Origin of the sequence: Streptacidiphilus sp. MAP12-33 (assembly GCF_041261265.1) — a bacterium.
GTDB lineage: Bacteria > Actinomycetota > Actinomycetes > Streptomycetales > Streptomycetaceae > Streptacidiphilus.
The window spans coordinates 1-16502 of sequence record NZ_JBGCCA010000070.1; the positions used below are offsets into that span (position 1 = coordinate 1).

Annotated in this window: 16 protein-coding genes and 1 pseudogene; 12 read left to right on the top strand and 5 right to left on the bottom strand. The window is 71.2% G+C overall.

All coding sequences use genetic code 11. The features are described from left to right. Positions 1-284 precede the first annotated feature (284 nt). A complete protein-coding gene (locus ABH931_RS39110; protein WP_370124669.1) occupies positions 285-860 on the bottom strand; it encodes an HNH endonuclease in 576 nt (191 codons plus the stop codon). 273 nt (positions 861-1133) lie between these two features. On the opposite strand from ABH931_RS39110, the gene ABH931_RS39115 reads away from it, so the two are divergent. The 11 genes from ABH931_RS39115 to ABH931_RS39165 all read left to right on the top strand — a co-directional run bounded on the left by ABH931_RS39115 (position 1134) and on the right by ABH931_RS39165 (position 12773). Then, positions 1134-2231, top strand: coding sequence for a mechanosensitive ion channel family protein (locus ABH931_RS39115; RefSeq protein WP_370124671.1), 1098 nt, complete (start codon positions 1134-1136; stop codon positions 2229-2231). Positions 2232-2312: 81 nt separating this feature from the next. Beyond that, positions 2313-3347 (top strand): hypothetical protein, encoded by a 1035-nt coding sequence (locus tag ABH931_RS39120; RefSeq protein WP_370124673.1) that lies wholly within the window; start codon positions 2313-2315, stop codon positions 3345-3347. 201 nt (positions 3348-3548) lie between these two features. Continuing rightward, positions 3549-4739 (top strand): ROK family transcriptional regulator, encoded by a 1191-nt coding sequence (locus ABH931_RS39125; RefSeq protein ID WP_370124675.1) that lies wholly within the window; start codon positions 3549-3551, stop codon positions 4737-4739. Between the two features lie 145 nt (positions 4740-4884). Next, positions 4885-6246 carry an ABC transporter substrate-binding protein gene (locus tag ABH931_RS39130; protein WP_370124676.1) on the top strand — a complete coding sequence of 454 codons (1362 nt, stop codon included), beginning with the start codon at positions 4885-4887 and terminating at the stop codon, positions 6244-6246. Positions 6247-6350: 104 nt separating this feature from the next. Continuing rightward, a complete protein-coding gene (locus ABH931_RS39135; RefSeq protein WP_370124678.1) occupies positions 6351-7358 on the top strand; it encodes a carbohydrate ABC transporter permease in 1008 nt (335 codons plus the stop codon). Between the two features lie 21 nt (positions 7359-7379). Further along, positions 7380-8282 (top strand): carbohydrate ABC transporter permease, encoded by a 903-nt coding sequence (locus ABH931_RS39140; protein WP_370124680.1) that lies wholly within the window; start codon positions 7380-7382, stop codon positions 8280-8282. Then, a complete protein-coding gene (locus ABH931_RS39145) occupies positions 8282-9565 on the top strand; it encodes a 6-phospho-beta-glucosidase (RefSeq protein ID WP_370124682.1) in 1284 nt (427 codons plus the stop codon). The genes ABH931_RS39140 and ABH931_RS39145 overlap by 1 nt, the downstream gene beginning before the upstream one ends. A 113-nt stretch (positions 9566-9678) precedes the next feature. Continuing rightward, positions 9679-10674: an N-acetylglucosamine kinase gene (locus ABH931_RS39150; protein ID WP_370124697.1), complete on the top strand. Its 996-nt coding sequence runs from the start codon at positions 9679-9681 to the stop codon at positions 10672-10674. Positions 10675-10733: 59 nt separating this feature from the next. After that, on the top strand, positions 10734-11318 hold the full coding sequence (locus tag ABH931_RS39155; protein ID WP_370124684.1) for a flavodoxin family protein: 585 nt from the start codon (positions 10734-10736) through the stop codon (positions 11316-11318). A gap of 59 nt (positions 11319-11377) precedes the next feature. Beyond that, on the top strand, positions 11378-12352 hold the full coding sequence (locus tag ABH931_RS39160) for a hypothetical protein (RefSeq protein WP_370124686.1): 975 nt from the start codon (positions 11378-11380) through the stop codon (positions 12350-12352). Continuing rightward, positions 12336-12773: a hypothetical protein gene (locus ABH931_RS39165; RefSeq protein ID WP_370124688.1), complete on the top strand. Its 438-nt coding sequence runs from the start codon at positions 12336-12338 to the stop codon at positions 12771-12773. The genes ABH931_RS39160 and ABH931_RS39165 overlap by 17 nt, the downstream gene beginning before the upstream one ends. Positions 12774-12794: 21 nt before the next feature. Here ABH931_RS39165 and ABH931_RS39170 read toward each other — a convergent pair whose 3' ends face one another. Beyond that, complete coding sequence (locus ABH931_RS39170; RefSeq protein WP_370124690.1) at positions 12795-13169, bottom strand: cupin domain-containing protein; 375 nt, start codon at positions 13167-13169, stop codon at positions 12795-12797. Positions 13170-13250: 81 nt separating this feature from the next. On the opposite strand from ABH931_RS39170, the gene ABH931_RS39175 reads away from it, so the two are divergent. Then, positions 13251-13697: a MarR family winged helix-turn-helix transcriptional regulator gene (locus ABH931_RS39175; protein WP_370124692.1), complete on the top strand. Its 447-nt coding sequence runs from the start codon at positions 13251-13253 to the stop codon at positions 13695-13697. A gap of 7 nt (positions 13698-13704) precedes the next feature. Here the strand turns inward: ABH931_RS39175 and ABH931_RS39180 are convergent, their stop codons facing one another. From ABH931_RS39180 to ABH931_RS39190, 3 genes and pseudogenes are all read right to left on the bottom strand, one after another. Beyond that, positions 13705-14547 carry a phosphate ABC transporter ATP-binding protein gene (locus ABH931_RS39180; RefSeq protein ID WP_370124693.1) on the bottom strand — a complete coding sequence of 281 codons (843 nt, stop codon included), beginning with the start codon at positions 14545-14547 and terminating at the stop codon, positions 13705-13707. Between the two features lie 35 nt (positions 14548-14582). Continuing rightward, positions 14583-15422, bottom strand: a complete 840-nt coding sequence (locus ABH931_RS39185; RefSeq protein WP_370124695.1) for a sortase domain-bontaining protein — start codon at positions 15420-15422, stop codon at positions 14583-14585. 131 nt (positions 15423-15553) lie between these two features. After that, positions 15554-16502 (bottom strand): annotated as a pseudogene (locus ABH931_RS39190) (hypothetical protein); the annotation flags it as partial.

The window sequence follows — 16502 nt, forward strand, 5'->3', positions numbered from 1 at the left end:
TCAGGGGCGCAGCCGCCTCAGGGGCGCAGCCGCCTCAGGGGCGCAGCCGCCTCAGGGGCGCAGCCGCCTCAGGGGCGCAGCCGCCTCAGGGGCGCAGCCGCCTCAGGGGCGCGGGGAACTGCGCGACAGGCCACCGGCGTGCGGATGGTCCCCGACGAGCAGGGCCATCCGCACCGGGTGGCTTGTCGCGCAGTTCCCCGCGCCCCTGAAGTAGTGCAACGTCCCCGAGCCGCGAACGGCGCACGTCCGCCGGAAAGCAAAAACCCCGGCGAGCGATTCGCGCACTACGCGCTGAGCTCGACCGGGGCCAGAGGCGGGCCGTCGGCATGATGGGCTGGGGCGAGGTGGGACAACTCCTCCGCCGTGCCGTAGGGCTCCAGGTAGGGGCGCCAGCGGGGGTCGCGGTGGCCCGTGCCGATGATGCGCCAGGCGAGGCCCGTGGGTGGCGCCGGTTGGCGCTTCATGCGCCAGCCGAGGTCCGCCAGGTGGCGGTCGGCCTTCACGTGGTTGCAGCGGCGGCAGGCCGCCACCACGTTGTCCCATGCGTGCTGCCCGCCCCGGCTGCGCGGCACCACGTGGTCGACGCTGGTTGCGACGCCACCGCAGTAGACGCAGCGCCCCCCGTCGCGGGCGAAGAGCGCGCGGCGGGTGAGCGGGACCGGCCCGCGGAACGGGATCCGTACGAACCGGGTGAGCCGGACGACGGACGGAGCGGATATGGCTGAGGTGGCGCTGTGCATGAATACCCCGGTGTCCTCAAGGCTGACCGCCTTCTTGTCGAGGACCAGCACCAGGGCGCGTCGTAGCGAGACGACGCCAAGTGGCTCATAGGACGCGTTCAGGACCAGAACATGCGGCACGAGGGCCTCCCTTTCCGCCTACGGCGCGTGGCTCGCGCCGGGACGACCGATCACCCAGAGGTGGTGATCTCCTGACAGTGTCGCCGCCGAGGGTGCCGGGGCGCCAGCAAGACCGGGGATCCGTCCGGGTGTGTGCTCCCCCACACCGGAAGCCCACACCGGCACTATGCCCACAGTCACCGCAGGTCAAGCCCGGTAACGCACGGTCAGTGCGGATCAGGGCCCGACAACGGCCTGCGCGGGCCGTTCCGCCGCTCTCGGTACGCTGGGGCGATGTCCAGCCAGCACCCGGCCTCCAGTGCCACCCCCAGTGCCACCCCGAGCGCGAGCCCGACCGACGGCACGACGAGCCTGCACGGCACGGTCCAGCAGGCCAATCAGGCCGTGAACTACGTGAGCGCGCACTGGGAGAACTGGGTCACCAACGGGATCCGGATCGTCTTCATCGCGGTCGTCGCACTGATCGTGCGCGCGGTGGTGGTGCGGCTGATCGACAAGTTGGTGGACCGGATGGCCCACAGCAACCACCACGCCGCACAGAACGCCCTGATCAACGGCCTGCTCGCGAACGCGGAGCGGCGGCGGCAGCGGTCCCAGGCGATGGGGTCGGTGCTGCGCAGCGTCACCTCGTTCGTGATCCTGGGCACCGCGGCCATCACGATCCTGCCGGTGCTGGGGATCAACCTGGCGCCGCTGCTGGCCAGCGCAGGAGTCGCGGGTGTGGCGATCGGTTTCGGCGCGCGCAACCTGGTGACGGACTTCCTCTCCGGCGTCTTCATGATCATCGAGGACCAGTACGGCGTCGGCGACCAGATCGACACCGGCGTGGCCACCGGCACCGTGCTGGAGGTCGGCCTGCGGGTGACCAAGCTGCGCGGCGCGAACGGCGAGATCTGGTACATCCGCAACGGCGAGGTCAAGCGCATCGCCAACCTGAGCCAGGGCTGGGCCACGGCGAACGTGGAGATCCCGCTCGGATACCACGAGGACCTGGACAAGGTCGAGAAGATCATCCTGGCCGCGACGGAGAACATGTCGCAGGAGGAGGCGTGGTCCGAGCAGCTCTGGGAGCCGGTCAAGGTCCTCGGCGTCGACTCCCTCGCGGCGGACGCGATGATCGTGCACGTCCAGGCGAAGGTCATGCCCGGCAAGGCGCTGGGCGTCGGCCGGGAGCTGCGGCGCCGGATCAAGGAGGCGCTGGAGGCGGCGGACGTCCGCCTCGGGGTGACCCCGCAGCCGGCCGACGTACCCACGCAGCGGACCGCGACACCCTCGGACATGGCCGCCCCCTCCGCCCTCGGCGACCCGAACAGCTCGCAGTCGCGGGCCACCGCGCCGATACCGGGCCTGGACGACCCGAACCAGAAGTAGTTGGCATTAGCATCTAATCCAGATATGTTGTAAAGTGCAACTTAGAGCTTCAGTTGTATTTACCAACCATATGGGGAAGAGATGTCCGCCGAACGCGTCGTCCTCCGCAAGGTGCTGACGCACCTCCTGCTGCCGCTGCTCATGTGCCTGGGCATGGGGCTCGCCTACGAGAGCGCGTTCCACGCGCCCTCGCCCCACCACATGAAGGTCGCCGTCGTCGGCAGCGGACCACAGGTCGACGTGCTCGCCCAGACGCTCAAGGACAAGGCAGGCGACGCGCTCGAGGTGACCACGCTCCCCACCGCGGACGCCGCCAGGGCGCAGATCATGGACCGCACTCTGGTCGCCGCCTACACGCCGAGCCCGACGCAGCCGTCCCTGATGGTGGCCACGGCGAGCTCCGCCACCGACGTGGAGGTCGCACAGAAGGTCTTCACCCAGGTCGCCGCCCTCCAGCACGCGCCGGTCGCGGTGGACGACCTCACCCCGATGCCGAGCGAGGACCCGACCAACCAGGCGCTGTTCTTCCTGCTCGTCGCGATCAGCATCGGCTCCTACGGCAGCGTCGCGGTCATCGGCGGCGCCGGTGAGGCGCTGCGGATGCGAACGCGGGCGGCGCTCGCCCTGGGCGTGTCCTTCGCCGTCGCCGCGATCGGCACGGCGCTGGCCGGACCGGTGTTCCACTTCGTCCACCACGACCTGGCCGGGATCTTCGGCCTGGCCTGGGTCTACTCGTTCGCCGTCGTCGCGATCGGCACCGCACTGCACCGGTTCCTGGGCCGCTGGACCACGCTGGGCACGATGCTCCTCTTCGTGATGCTGAACTTCACCACCTCCGGCGGCATCTACCGCCCCGACCTCCAGAACGGCTTCTTCGGCTCGCTGCACTCGTTCTGGATCGGTTCGGGCTTCGTCGAGGGCTCACGGAGCATGCTCTACTTCGACGGCCGGGCCGGGTTCGCCACCGACCTGTGGATCCTCGTCGGCTGGGCGCTGACCGGCGCCGCCGCCCTCGCGCTGACCGGCCTGTTCGAGCGGAGGCGCCGGCCCGCACCGGTCGTCGAGTCCACGCAGGACGCCGCCGAGGAGCGCGAGGAGGCCGCACTCGCCGTCTGATCCCCCGCCGCGCCACCGATGCCCCGGGTAACGCTTCGGTCTCCAACGAGATCGGAGGGTTCCCGGGGCATTGACATCCCCTCACCCGCAGCCGTACGTTCCTGCCGACCAACAGGAAAGTTTCCTAATAGTTCACGATCAACCGCGAACAGCAGCACCCACTAGGGTGCTGGGCACCTACGAGGAGGGTGATTCAACGCCATGTCGACCGGCACCGGCAACCCCTCGCAGCCCGGCACTCCGAGCCTGCTGCGCGCGATCAACGACCGGGCTGCCCTTGAGCTGCTGCTGGAGCAGGGGCCCCTGTCCCGCACGCAGCTGGGCCAGCTGACCGGGCTGTCCAAGCCGACGGCCTCCCAGCTGCTGGCCCGGCTGGAGTCGGCGGGGCTGGTCATGCCCGTCGGCACCACCGCCGGACGGCCGGGCCCCGGCGCGCAGCTGTACGAGATCAACCCGCGCGCCGCGTACGTGGCCGGGCTGGACGTGACGCCGGAGCGGATCCGCATCGCCATCGCGGACATCACCGGCACGATCGTCACCGAGCACCGGCTGCCGGTCTCGCCCGACCAGCCCGGCGACGCCCTCGCCCAGGTCACCTCGGCGCTGGACACCGCCACGGAGGCGGCCGGGCTGCGGCGCGAGCAGCTGCGGCAGGTCGTCATCGGCACGCCCGGCGCACTGGACCCGGCGACCGGCCTGCTGCGCTACGCGCCGCACCTGCTCGGCTGGCAGTCGGCCCACCTGGTGGCCGAGCTGACGGCGGCGCTGGGCGTGCCGGTCGCGCTGGAGAACGACGTGAACCTGGCCGCCGTGGCCGAGCAGCGCGTCGGGCTGGCGCAGGGTGTGCAGGACTTCGTGCTGCTCTGGGTGGAGGCGGGCATCGGCGCCGCCCTCGTCCTGGGCGGCCGGATGCACCGCGGACACACCGGCGGCGCGGGCGAGATCGGCTACATGCCGATGCCGGGCGCGCCGCTGATCAAGCACGTGGACCTGGAGACCGAGAACTCGGGCGGCTTCCAGGAGCTGGCCGGTGCCCCGGCGGTGCTGGCCCTGGCCGCCGAGCACGGCCTGACCGGCGTCAGCGCCCAGGACGTGGTCAACGAGGCCGTGAAGCGCGGCGCGGAGGCGTTCCTGCGGACGCTGGCCGAACGGATGGCCACGGGCCTCGCGGCGCTGGTCGCCGTCGTGGACCCGGAGCTGGTCGTGCTCAGCGGCCAGGTCCCGCGCGCCGGAGGCGAGGTGCTGCGTTCCCTGGTCCAGGAGGAGCTCAGCGGCCTGGCCATCCCCCGGCCCCGCCTGCTGGTGAGCGAGCTGTCCGGCTCGCCCGTCGTCGTCGGCGCGTTGCAGACCGCGCTGACGAGCGCCAGGGAGCAGGTCTTCTCCACCCACTGAGCCGCACCACCCAGCGCCACCCCGCACCTCGCACCACCCCGCACCACCCCGCACCTCCCCCAAGAGACCACGGACCGGCTCCCGCACCTGCCGCGCCCGTAGCTCAGTGCACCTTCTCACCGGTCCGACCCCACTGGAGTTTTCCGTGTCGATAGCTCAGCTCGCCGGCCGTAGAGGCCGTCGCACCGCTGCCGCCCTCGCTGTGGCCGCCTCCCTCGCGCTGACCGCCGCCGCCTGTACCGGCCAGCCGAACAGCGGCTCACAGGGCAGCACGGGCTCGAACGACAAGCCGGTCACCATCACCTTCTGGCACGGCTGGAGCCAGCCGAACGAGCTCGCCGCCATCAACGCCAACATCGCCGGCTTCGAGAAGCTGCACCCGAACATCCACGTCAAGGCGGTCAAGGCGGTCTCCGCCGACACCATCACCCAGGGCATGCGCGCCACCGGCGCCAACGCGCCCGACGTGGTCTCCGACTTCTCCACCACCGACGTCGGCAAGTTCTGCTCCACCGGCGCCTGGATCGACCTCAACCCGCTGATGAAGAAGGACGGCATCGACCCGGCGTCCACGTTCTCGCCGGCGATGCTCAACTACACCCAGTACAAGGGCGACCAGTGCTCGCTCCCGCTGCTGGGCGACGCCTACGGCCTCTACTACAACGTCGACATGTTCAAGGCCGCCGGCATCGCCTCCCCGCCGAAGACCTTCTCCGAACTGGCCGCCGACGCGGTCAAGCTGACCAAGGGCGACGGCTCGCAGCAGCTCGGCTACATGCCGGTCTGGGACTACTACGAGCAGAACACCGGCTACGTGGGCGGCCAGTTCAACCCGACCTACTTCACCGCCGACGGCAAGTCCAACCTGGCCGCCGACCCGGCCTGGCCCGCGCTCTTCTCCTGGCAGAAGGACCTGATCGGCAAGCTGGGTGGCTACGCCCACCTGGAGAAGCTGCGCACCGGCTACGGTGACGAGTTCGCCGCCAACGCCTTCGACAAGGGCAAGGTCGCCATGCAGATGGACGGCGAGTGGCGCGTCGCCAACCTGCAGCAGGACAAGGTGAGCTTCAACTGGGCCACCGCGCCGTTCCCGGTGCCGGACGACAAGGCGTCGAGCTACGGCATGGGCTTCCAGACCGGCACGGTCATCGGCATCAACCGCAACAGCCAGCAGCAGGCCGCGGCCTGGGAGTTCGTGAAGTACATGACCACGGACACCACCGCGCTGGTCACCTTCGCCAACGCGATCGACAACGTGCCCAGCACGCTGGCCGCGCTCAAGTCGCCGGACCTGAAGCTGCCGAGCCAGTTCCAGACCTTCCTGAACGTCGCGGCCAACTCCGGCTCGGTCACCCAGCCGGCCACCCCCGACGGCGACGCCTACGTGACGATCCTGCAGAACCTCGGCCTGGACCTCCAGTCGGGCAAGCAGACGGACGTGGCGGCGGGCCTGAAGAAGGCCGACACCGACATCGACAACTCGCTCGCCCAGGCCAGCACGCACTGATCAAGCTCCGGGCCGGCCGGGATCTCCAACGCCCTGGACCGGCCGGCCCGGTCCCCCCTCCGCTCCGCCTCCGCCCTTCTTCTGTCGCCCGGTGGTGAACGTCCATGAGCAGCACGACAGCCGAGTCCGGCCTGTCTCCCACCCCGCCCCGGGCCCGCGCAGGCAAGTCTCCGGTCGCTCCCGCGCTCAAGCGCAAGCACCGTCGTGAACTGCGCGTGGCCCTCGCCTTCCTCTCCCCCTGGCTGATCGGCTTCGTGATCTTCTTCGCGTACCCGCTGATCTCCACCGTGTACTTCTCCTTCATGCACTACGACGGCTACAACCCGCCGAACTTCGTGGGCACGAAGAACTGGACCTACGTCCTCACCGAGAACCCGTACTTCTGGACCGCCATGCGCAACACGCTGTGGCTGGTCCTGGTGATGGTCACGCTGCGGGTGATCTTCGGTCTCGGCATCGGCATGCTGATCACGAAGATCAAGACCGGCGCCGGCTTCTTCCGCACCGCCTTCTACCTGCCCTACCTGGCCCCGCCGGTCGCGGCCACCATCGGCTTCGCGTTCCTGCTGAACCCCGGCACCGGGCCGGTCAACCACCTGCTGGGCAAGCTCGGGCTGCCGCAGCCGGGCTGGTTCAACGACCCGAACTGGTCGAAGCCGTCGCTGGTGCTGCTGGCGCTGTGGGGCATCGGCGACCTGATGGTCATCTTCATGGCCGCCCTGCTGGACGTGCCGACCGACCAGTACGAGGCCGCCAACCTCGACGGCGCGGGGCCGTTCCAGCGGTTCCGCTACGTGACGCTGCCGAACATCATGCCGATCATCATGTTCGCGGTGGTCACCGGCGTGATCCAGACGTTGCAGTACTACACGCAGGCGATGGTCGCCGGGCAGGTCGCCTCCGGGACCCTGTCGGGCTCCGGGCAGAACTACTTTCCCGGCTACCCGGGCGGCTCCACCTGGACCGTCCCCCAACTCGTCTACAACCTCGGCTTCCAGAGCAACGACGACATCGGCTCGGCCTGCGTGGTCTCGCTGGTCCTGTTCGTGCTCGCGATGGCCTTCACCTCCCTGCTGATGCGCCGGCGTGCCGGCCTCATGGGCGAAGACTGAGCCGGAAGGGACCGAGCAACCATGAGCGACACACTCACTCTCGACACCGCGACAGCTGTCGTCCCCGCGCCCCGCACCGCCGCGCACCGCCGCTTCGTGCGGCAGCGCCGCCTCAACTGGATCGCCGTGCACTCGCTCGGCATCGCCGCCGCGCTCTTCTTCGTGCTGCCGTTCGTCTTCCTCTTCCTCACCTCGGTGATGAGCGACGACCAGACGCTGGGCGCCAGCATCTGGCCGCAGCACTTCCAGTGGAGCAACTACGTCAACGTCTTCAAGGTGCCGGGCTTCACCGGCTGGTGGAAGAACAGCATCGAGTACTCGGTGCTCGGCACCGTGCTGACGGTGGCCTCCTCGATCCCGGCCGCCTACGCGCTGGCGAAGTTCCGCTTCCCCGGCCGCCGGGTGGCGATGATGGCGGTCATCTCGATGATGATGCTGCCGCCGCAGGTGATCATCGTCCCGATGTACCTGCTCTGGACCAACCAGCTGCACCTGACCGGCACCATCTGGCCGCTGGTCATCCCGATGGCCTTCGGCGACGCGTTCTCCATCTTCCTGCTGCGCCAGTTCCTGCTGACCATCCCCAAGGAGTACCTGGACGCCGCCAAGGTCGACGGCTGCGGCGAGTTCAAGACGCTGACCCGCGTGGTGCTGCCGATGATCAAGCCGGCGATCTCCGCCGTCGCGCTGTTCCAGTTCTTCTACTGCTGGAACGACTTCTTCGGCCCGCAGATCTACCTGGCCCAGAACCCCAACGCCTGGACGGTCTCCTACGGTCTGCAGACCTTCCACAGCGCGCACCACACGGACTGGAACCTGACCATGGCCGCCACCCTGCTGGTGATGGCGCCCGTGATCATCGTGTTCTTCTTCGCCCAGAAGGCCTTCATCGAGGGCGTCACACTGACAGGAGTCAAGGGCTGATGAGCCTCAAGCTGGTCGTCGTCGGAGGCGGCTCGACGTACACGCCGGAGCTGATCGACGGCTTCGCCAGACTTCGCGACAGCCTTCCCATCGGTGAGTTGGTGCTGGTCGACCCGGCCGCGGAGCGGCTTGCGCTGGTCGGCGGGCTGGCCCGGCGGATCTTCGCCAAGCAGGGCCACCCGGGCACCGTCACCACCTCCACCGACCTCGACGCGTCCGTCCAGGGCGCCGACGCGGTGCTGCTGCAACTGCGCGTCGGCGGCCAGGCCGCCCGCAACCAGGACGAGACGTGGCCGCTGGAGTGCGGCTGCGTCGGCCAGGAGACCACCGGCGCGGGCGGGTTGGCCAAGGCGCTGCGCACCGTCCCGGTCGTCCTCGACATCGCCGAGCGGGTGCGCCGGGCCAATCCGGACGCCTGGATCGTCGACTTCACCAACCCCGTCGGCATCGTCACCCGCGCCCTGCTGACCCACGGGCACAAGGCCGTCGGCCTGTGCAACGTGGCCATCGGGTTCCAGCGCAAGTTCGCCGGCCTGCTCGGCGTCGCGCCGGAGCGGATCTCGCTGGACCACGTGGGGCTCAACCACCTCACCTGGGAGCGCGGTGTCCGCCTGGACGGCAAGGACGTGCTGCCGGACCTGATCGACGGGCACGGTGAGGCGATCGCCGCGGATCTGGAGCTGCCGCTGTCGCTGGTGCGGCAGTTGGGCGTGGTCCCCTCCTACTACCTGCGCTACTTCTACGAGCACGACAACGTCGTGGCGGAGTTGAAGCAGCAGGGGTCGCGCGCCTCGAAGGTGGCGGCGATCGAGAAGGAACTGCTGACCATGTACGCGGACCCGGCGCTGGACGAGAAGCCGGAGCTGCTGGCGCAGCGTGGCGGCGCGTTCTACTCCGAGGCGGCGGTGCAACTGGTCGCCTCGCTGCTGGGACGGAACTCAACAACAGCAGAGGGCGGCGCGCCGTCCGAGCAGGTGGTCAACGTCCGCAACGCGGGCACCCTGCCGTTCCTGCCGGACGACGCGGTCATCGAGGTGCCGGCCCTGGTCGACGCCTCCGGCGCGCGGCCGTTGCCGGTGCCAGACGTCGAGCCGCTCTACGCGGGCCTGATCGCGCACGTCACCGGCTACGAGCAGCTGGCCCTGGACGCCGCCCTGCGCGGCGGCAGGGACCGGGTCTTCCAGGCCCTGCTCGCCCACCCGCTGGTCGGCCAGATCGATCGTGCGGACCAGCTGACGGACCGGCTGATCGCCCACAACCGCGAGCACCTGGCGTGGGCGTGACGACCTTGATCACAGACCTTCCGCACGACTCGGGCGACCCCGAGGACGACGAGGTCGGCAATCCGATCGGCGCGGGCACCGTCGGCGCCGTCGGCGCCGAGCTGGTCCGCGGCGTGCTCGCGATCGACGCGGGCAACAGCAAGACCGACGTGGCGCTGGTGACCGCGGACGGTGCCGTCCTCGGCACCGCGCGCGGCGGCGGCTTCCGTCCGTACCTGACCGGCACGGACGGCGCGATCGACGGCCTGGCCGCGCTGGTGGCCGAGGCCGCCGCCGAGGCCGGGCTGGACATCAGCGGGGGCCAGGGCCCGCTCGCCACGCACGTCTCGGCGTGCCTGGCCAACGCGGACCTGCCGGTCGAGGAGCGGGAGCTGCAGCAGGCCATCGCGGCCCGCGGCTGGTCCCGCACCACGGTCGTCGCCAACGACACCTTCGCCCTGCTGCGCGCCGGGACGGACGCGCCGAGGGGCGTCGCGGTGGTCTGCGGCGCGGGCATCAACTGCGTCGGCCTGCTGCCGGACGGCCGCACGGCGCGGTTCCCCGCGCTCGGCCAGATCACCGGCGACTGGGGCGGCGGGGGCGGCATCTCGCTGGAGGTCATGTGGTCCTCCACCCGCGCCGAGGACGGCCGTGGCGAGCCCACCGCCCTGGCCGGCGCGGTCGCGGCGCACTTCGGCCTGGCGAGCGCGAGCGCGGTCGCCGAGGCGGTCCACCTCGGCGAGGTCCCGGAGGGCCGGCTGCACGAGCTGGTGCCCGTCCTGTTCCGCTGCGCGGAGGAGGGCGACCCGACGGCGGTACAGCTGGTGGAGCGTCAGGCGGAGGAGATCGTCGCGCTCGCCTCGGTGGCCCTGCGCCGCCTGGGCCTGCTCGACTCCGCGGCCGACGTGGTCCTCGGCGGCGGTGTGCTGGCCGCGCGCCAGCCGCTGCTGATGGACGCCGTGCTGACCCGCCTGGCGGCGGTGGCGCCGCTGGCGCAGCCCCGCGTGGTCACCACCCCGCCGGTCGTCGGCGCCGCGCTGCTGGGCCTCGACCACCTCGCCTCCGCCAGCCTCGGCGGCGGCGCGGCGGCCCAGGACGCGGTCCGGGCCGCGTTCGCACTGCGCGACTGAGCCGCCCGCCGGGCGGGGCTGCCGGAATAGCCCCGCCCGGGGAGGGGTTGCCGTCCGATGTGAGCAACCGATCCTTCCTCTTCCTCCTCGGCGGCGCCCGTCCCGACGGCAACTCGCAGCTGCTGGCCCGCACGGCGGCCGAGCAACTGCCCGCGGGCACCGGGCAGCGCTGGCTGGACCTGGCCGAACACCGCCTGCCCGACTACGTCGACGCCCGCCACGCGGAGCAGTCCTGGCCGGAGCAGCAGAACGAGGCCCTGCTGCACGCGGCCACACTGGCCGCGACGGACGTGGTGATCGTCTCGCCGCTGTACTGGTACTCGCTCTCCGCCTACGCGAAGCGCTACCTGGACTACTGGTCCAGGTGGCTGCGCGAGCCGGACCCGGAGTTCAAGGCCAAGATGGCCGGGCGGACGCTGTGGGGCGTCACGGCGATGGCCCACGAGGAGGACGAGGTCGCCCTGCCGGTGGAGCTGACGCTCAACCACACGGCGGCCTACATGGGGATGCGCTTCGGCGGCCTGCTGCTGGGCCACGCGAACCGGCCGGGCCAGGTCCTGGAGGACGAGGCGGCGCTGGTGCGGGCGAAGTCGTTCTTCGGCGCGCAGGCCCCGTTCGCCAGGTTCCCCTACGAGGCTTCTTGACAGACTTCGCAGGCTTCCGTTGCTGCTGCCGTTTTTTAGGGGATAATCGGCAGTAACGGATGGAGGCGGAAATCATGAACAAGGGCAGGCCGATCCGCGAAACCTCACCACCCACACTCCCCGACCACGACCTGGCACTCTGCGCGACGGCCCTGTACACAGCTCTCCGCGCCTACCCCGTCGTCGTGAAGGACATCGTCACGGCCCTCCCCTCGCATCGATCGACCCGGGACCCCGTCCTCGCGCTGGCCCAGGTCAAGTACGCCAGATCCTCCGAGATGTCACCAGCGCGACGTCTCTTCTACAACCGACGCGCCGCTCACCCCGGGGAGGCACCCGGCTGGCGCGCCGCAGCATGGCAGCGGCACCTGGATGAGAGCACGAACGCGGCAGAGCCGCCGATGGACTCCGACGAGCAGCCTCAACCGCCGGGGTGCGACGCATGGCTGGAGGTGTTCAGGACCTTCGTCGATTCATTCGAGACGCTCAACGCTTCCACGACGGAGTCCAACCAGCGTGAGAGCGCTGTCGGACACCGGCGCGATCGGGACAGTTCCGCGGACCTGCTGGCCCTCGTAAGGGATCTGGACGCCGCTGTGGCCGCACTTGCCTCGGCGGACACCCACAAAGCCCTGGAACACATTGCCGCAGCGAAGGAGAGTCTCCTCGAGGACACCGAGCCTGTGCGGGTGTCGGTTGCCGCCCGGATCCTGGGGTTGTCACGCCGGACGGTCGACGCATGGGTGGAGGCCGGCATCCTCACGCCGGCCGAAAGCGCGGGGACGACGGTCAAGGTCGTCGATCCGCGCAGCCTGTACGAGGTGAAGAAGCTGGTCGACGATCTGCGGAGGGCCGGCAAGAAGCGTGGTCTTGCAGACGCCGTGTGGCAGCGACTGCAAGACCAGCAGACACTCTCGGATCGCCGACTCCAGGAGAGCCTCGATCAGATGCGCCGAGGTGAGGGCGTGAGCCTCGCCGAAGCCCGCAGGCAACTGCTCAACCAGGCCGAGGACGCCGGTGACGACGAGGGTTGAGTTCACGCGCATCGGCTTCGAGGACGCCAGGGTGCTACGCGGCCGGGAGAAGAAGTCATTCTGGGACTGGACCGATGACCTGGAACGGCGAGGCTGCAAGGCACTCGACTACCGACTGACTGGCCTATCGCCGGTTGACCGACTGTGTGTGCGGCATCTGCACGGGAATCTGCGCGCGATCGTGTCATTCGACGAGGAAGCCACCGCGTGGATCATGCTAGTGGGCCCGCACGACGAGAGTGACCCCGCGATCAACGTGTATGCACGACTGTGGGAACTGTGCGGCTTGGATGTCCCACCGGGCGGCGAGCGGACCAAGCCGGCGTGCTGCGGAACGGACGGCCTTCCCCCGGAGATCGTCGACGAGGTCGATGACCTGGTCAACCGCTGCAACCAAGCCCTTCGCCGGGGCAGGCGGTAAAGCAGGGAAGCCGGGCACTGCTCAGGTTGCCCACGGGGGGCGGATGCGGGTGCCGTCGGACATGACCGCCTCCAGGCCGACGGAGGTCGTCGCCCAGATGTGGGCGGGGCCGTCGGAGTCGTTGTCGACGCGGAGCGTACTGCCCGGGTTGGCGATCAGGACGTCGCCGGCGGTGAGGTCGTGGGCCTCGTCATCGACGGTGAAGCGGAGCGAGCCGGTGAGGACGAGCAGGATCTCCTCGCGGGTGATGGTGTGGGCCTGGCCCACGGTGCCGGCGGGGATCTCGGTGCGCCAGGCGCAGAGCTCCCGGCTGCCGGTGGCGGGGTTGGCGTAGGCGACGAAGCGGGCGGCGTGGAGCTCGTGGACCTTGGCCTCTGCGGTGCGGACAACGGGCATGGCTGGGACGACCTCTCCTGAGATGGACAAGCACCTTGTCTATATGGACAAGCTACTTGTCTATTGGGGTAAGGTCAACCCATGCCGGAACAACCCGCTCTCCAGTTCTCCGCGCTCGTCCTCGCCCTCGCGGGCGAGCTCGTCCAGGGCATCCACGACCGCGTGCTCGCCGCGGGCTTCGACGACCTGCGGCCCGCGCACGGCTTCGCCTTCGTGCGGATCTCGTTCGGCGGGGCCACCACCGGCGACCTCGCCGAACACCTCGGGGTGACCAAGCAGGCCGCGGCCCAGCTCGTCGACGAGCTCGTGCGCAAGGGCTACGTCGAACGGACGCCCCACCCCACCGACGCCCGCGCGCGCCTGCTCGCTCTGACCGAGCGCGGCTGGGCCTGCACCCGCGCCGCGGACGCCGCCGCGGTCGCGGCGGTCGCGCCCTACCGGGAGGCGCTGGGCGAGGAGCGGTTCGCCGCGCTGGTCCGCGACCTGGGCGCGCTCGGCCCCAGGGGCCCGATTCGCCCCGCGTGGTGAGGGAGCCTCAGCCGAACCGGCCGTTGACGTAGTCCGCCGTCCGGGCGTCGCGCGGGCTGGTGAACATCGCCTTGGTCTCGCCGTGTTCCACGATGCCGCCCGGAACGCCCTGGCTGGCCAGGAAGAACGCGCACCGGTCCGAGACACGTGCGGCCTGCTGCATGTTGTGGGTGACGATCACGATCGTCACCTCGTGCACGAGCTCGCGGATGGTCTCCTCGATGCGCCGCGTCGAGGACGGGTCCAGGGCCGAACAGGGCTCGTCCATCAACAACACCTGCGGCCGGACGGCCAGGGAGCGGGCGATGCACAGGCGTTGCTGCTGACCACCGGAGAGCGCGCCGCCCGGCTGCTTGAGCCGGTCGCGCACCTCCACCCACAGGCCCGCCTTGGTCAGGCACTCCTCGACCAGCCGGTCCCGCTCACCGCGGCCGGCCCGCACGCCGGTCAGCTTCAGCCCGGCCAGGACGTTGTCGTAGACGGACATCGCCGGGAACGGGTTGGGCTTCTGGAAGACCATCCCGATCGAACGCCGCGCCTCGGTCAGGCGGCGGGTGGCGCCGTAGACGTCCGCTCCGTCCAGCAGGACCTCACCCGCCAGGGTGGCGTCCCCGATCAGCTCGTGCATGCGGTTGAGAATGCGCAGGAAGGTGGACTTGCCGCAGCCGGACGGGCCGATCAGGGCGGTGACCTGGCCGGCCGGCATGGCGAGCGAGACCCGGTCCAGGACCTGGTGGCGGCCGAACCAGGCGGAGACCTCGCGGGCCTCCAGGGCGCCCGGACGGGCGGTGGGGGCCGGACGCTGGACCGGCAGGACGAGAGTCTGCTCCGGTTGCGTGGGGGCAGTCATCGGGTGGTACCTCTCTCGGTTGGTGAGGAGCAGCCTCAGATGAGGTTGGGCAGCAGCCGGACGACCTGGTCGGCCACGAAGAGCCCCAGCGCGCCGAGCACCGGCGCCCCGACCGTCCACGCCTGCCAGCGCCCCCAGCGGACACGGGCCAGGGTGACGCCGACGGCCGCCAGCAGCAGGGCCTCCCCCCAGAGCACCAGCGGCACCCAGGCGGAGGCGTCGCCGTGCATCGGCAGCTCCGCCGGGGTCAACTCCTGGGCCGTCAAGGACCGGGCGGGCGACGGCTGGACCTTGCTGATCAGGTCGGCGTCGACCTGGAGCACCCCGTCGGGCGCGAAGGCCGCGCCGCTGGCGGTCACCAGCACGAGCCGGCCCCGGCCGGCGGGGAGCGCGGGCGGCACCGGGTCGCCGGCGCGGCGCACGTCCAGCACGCGGTAGACCTGCTTGCCCTGACCGGTCGTCACCGTGAACGTCTCGTCCGGGGCGAGCTGGTCGAGCGTGCCGAAGGGTCCGCCGAAGCCGGACTCGCGCGCCATCAGCACGCTGGTCCCGGCCTGGCCCGGCAACGGGGTGTCCCGGCGGTGGCCCGGACCGAGCTCCAGCACACCGGAGGTGGTTCCTTCCCGGACGACCTCGGTCAGGCCGAGCTCCGGGATGCCGAGCAGCGCGACGGGCGTGCCGAGCTGCAGCAGCTTGCCGTCCTGGTCGGTCTGCCCGACGGGCGCGGTGCCCTGGGCGAGCGCGAGCCGGAGGTCGGCGTAGCCGGTCTCCCGGTCGCGGGCGTGCCGCAGGTCGCCGATCGGGCCGATGTCGAGCAGCAGGCCGAAGACCAGCGCGGCGAGGATCAGCAGCGTCGCCCCGTACGCCCCGGCCACGTCGAACTTCCGCCGCGGCCGCGGCGGTCGCGGCGGCGGCCCGGGCCGGAAGGGCTGCGCGGGCGGCACGGGCCACACCGGCGCGAACCGCGGCGGGGGCGGCGGGGGCGGTGGCGGTGCCGCGGTGACGGTCATCGGATGCCTGCCTTCGGCGTGACGTCGGACTGCGGGGCGGTCTTCGGGCGCTGGGCCCCGCGTTCGCGGAGGACCTGGGCGCGACGGCGCCGGAGGGCGGAGGTGGCGAGGCCTGCAAGGAGCAGCACGCCCGCGACCATGGCCAGCACGGAGAGGACGGAGATCCCACCGCTCCGGGCCGCCCTCGCGGTCGTCGACGCGGGGCGGGGTCGGGTGGTCGTCGCCGGGGGCTCGCTGCTCACCGGCATCGCCACCGGTGTGGCGTGGTCGGCCGTCCACGCGCCGCCGGAGCCCGCGAAGGTCAGCGTGCCGACGAAGTCCCGCAGGTGGGTCGGCAGGAACCGGCCCCGGCAGTAGACGTCCACCCGGTAGGCACCGTGCAGCGCGGTCACCCCGCTCTGGCGGGCGATGCTGCGCATCGTCTGGTCGAGCGGCACGACGTAGCCGCCGGTGGAGGCACCGGGATAGATCGACGCGGCCGAGAGTCCGAGCGCGGACGCGCCGCCCGCGGGGAAGCCCGGCCCGGTGATGCTCGCGGCGAGCCACGTGCCCTGCGCCGGGCAGCGGCCGGACGTGGCCACGTTGATGGGATCGTCGTCGCGCCCCGACGCGTAGTCGAACCAGAGCGTGCCGGACGCGCCGTCAGCGGTGCCGCTCGCGCTCGGCGTCGGAGACGACCCGTCCGCGACGGCGGCGGTCGCCCCACCGACCACCCCGCCGAGGGCGGCGACGAGCACCACACCCAGCGCCCCGAGCCGCACCGCGCTCCGCGTCGCGCCCCACCGACGCGGCTCAGCAGCCACCGAACGCGGCACCGCCTGCGCCACGCCACCGGAGGCAGGAGCCGCCTGCGGCGCCGCCGCCGAGCCCGACGCCCCCGGCGTCGGCGCGGACGCGGGCGCGCCGGACGGGACCGGCACGGGGACAGCCACCGGCCCAGCCGCC

Excerpts from the sequence above, each read along its gene's own strand:
- ABH931_RS39175 (WP_370124692.1), top strand. The coding sequence starts at position 13,251 with ATGCCGGAACAACCCGCTCTCCAGTTCTCCGCGCTCGTCCTCGCCCTC.
- ABH931_RS39145 (WP_370124682.1), top strand. The coding sequence starts at position 8,282 with ATGAGCCTCAAGCTGGTCGTCGTCGGAGGCGGCTCGACGTACACGCCG.
- ABH931_RS39120 (WP_370124673.1), top strand. The coding sequence starts at position 2,313 with ATGTCCGCCGAACGCGTCGTCCTCCGCAAGGTGCTGACGCACCTCCTG.
- ABH931_RS39125 (WP_370124675.1), top strand. The coding sequence starts at position 3,549 with ATGTCGACCGGCACCGGCAACCCCTCGCAGCCCGGCACTCCGAGCCTG.
- ABH931_RS39115 (WP_370124671.1), top strand. The coding sequence starts at position 1,134 with ATGTCCAGCCAGCACCCGGCCTCCAGTGCCACCCCCAGTGCCACCCCG.
- ABH931_RS39180 (WP_370124693.1), bottom strand. The coding sequence starts at position 14,547 with ATGACTGCCCCCACGCAACCGGAGCAGACTCTCGTCCTGCCGGTCCAG.
- ABH931_RS39135 (WP_370124678.1), top strand. The coding sequence starts at position 6,351 with ATGAGCAGCACGACAGCCGAGTCCGGCCTGTCTCCCACCCCGCCCCGG.
- ABH931_RS39140 (WP_370124680.1), top strand. The coding sequence starts at position 7,380 with ATGAGCGACACACTCACTCTCGACACCGCGACAGCTGTCGTCCCCGCG.
- ABH931_RS39170 (WP_370124690.1), bottom strand. The coding sequence starts at position 13,169 with ATGCCCGTTGTCCGCACCGCAGAGGCCAAGGTCCACGAGCTCCACGCC.
- ABH931_RS39160 (WP_370124686.1), top strand. The coding sequence starts at position 11,378 with ATGGAGGCGGAAATCATGAACAAGGGCAGGCCGATCCGCGAAACCTCA.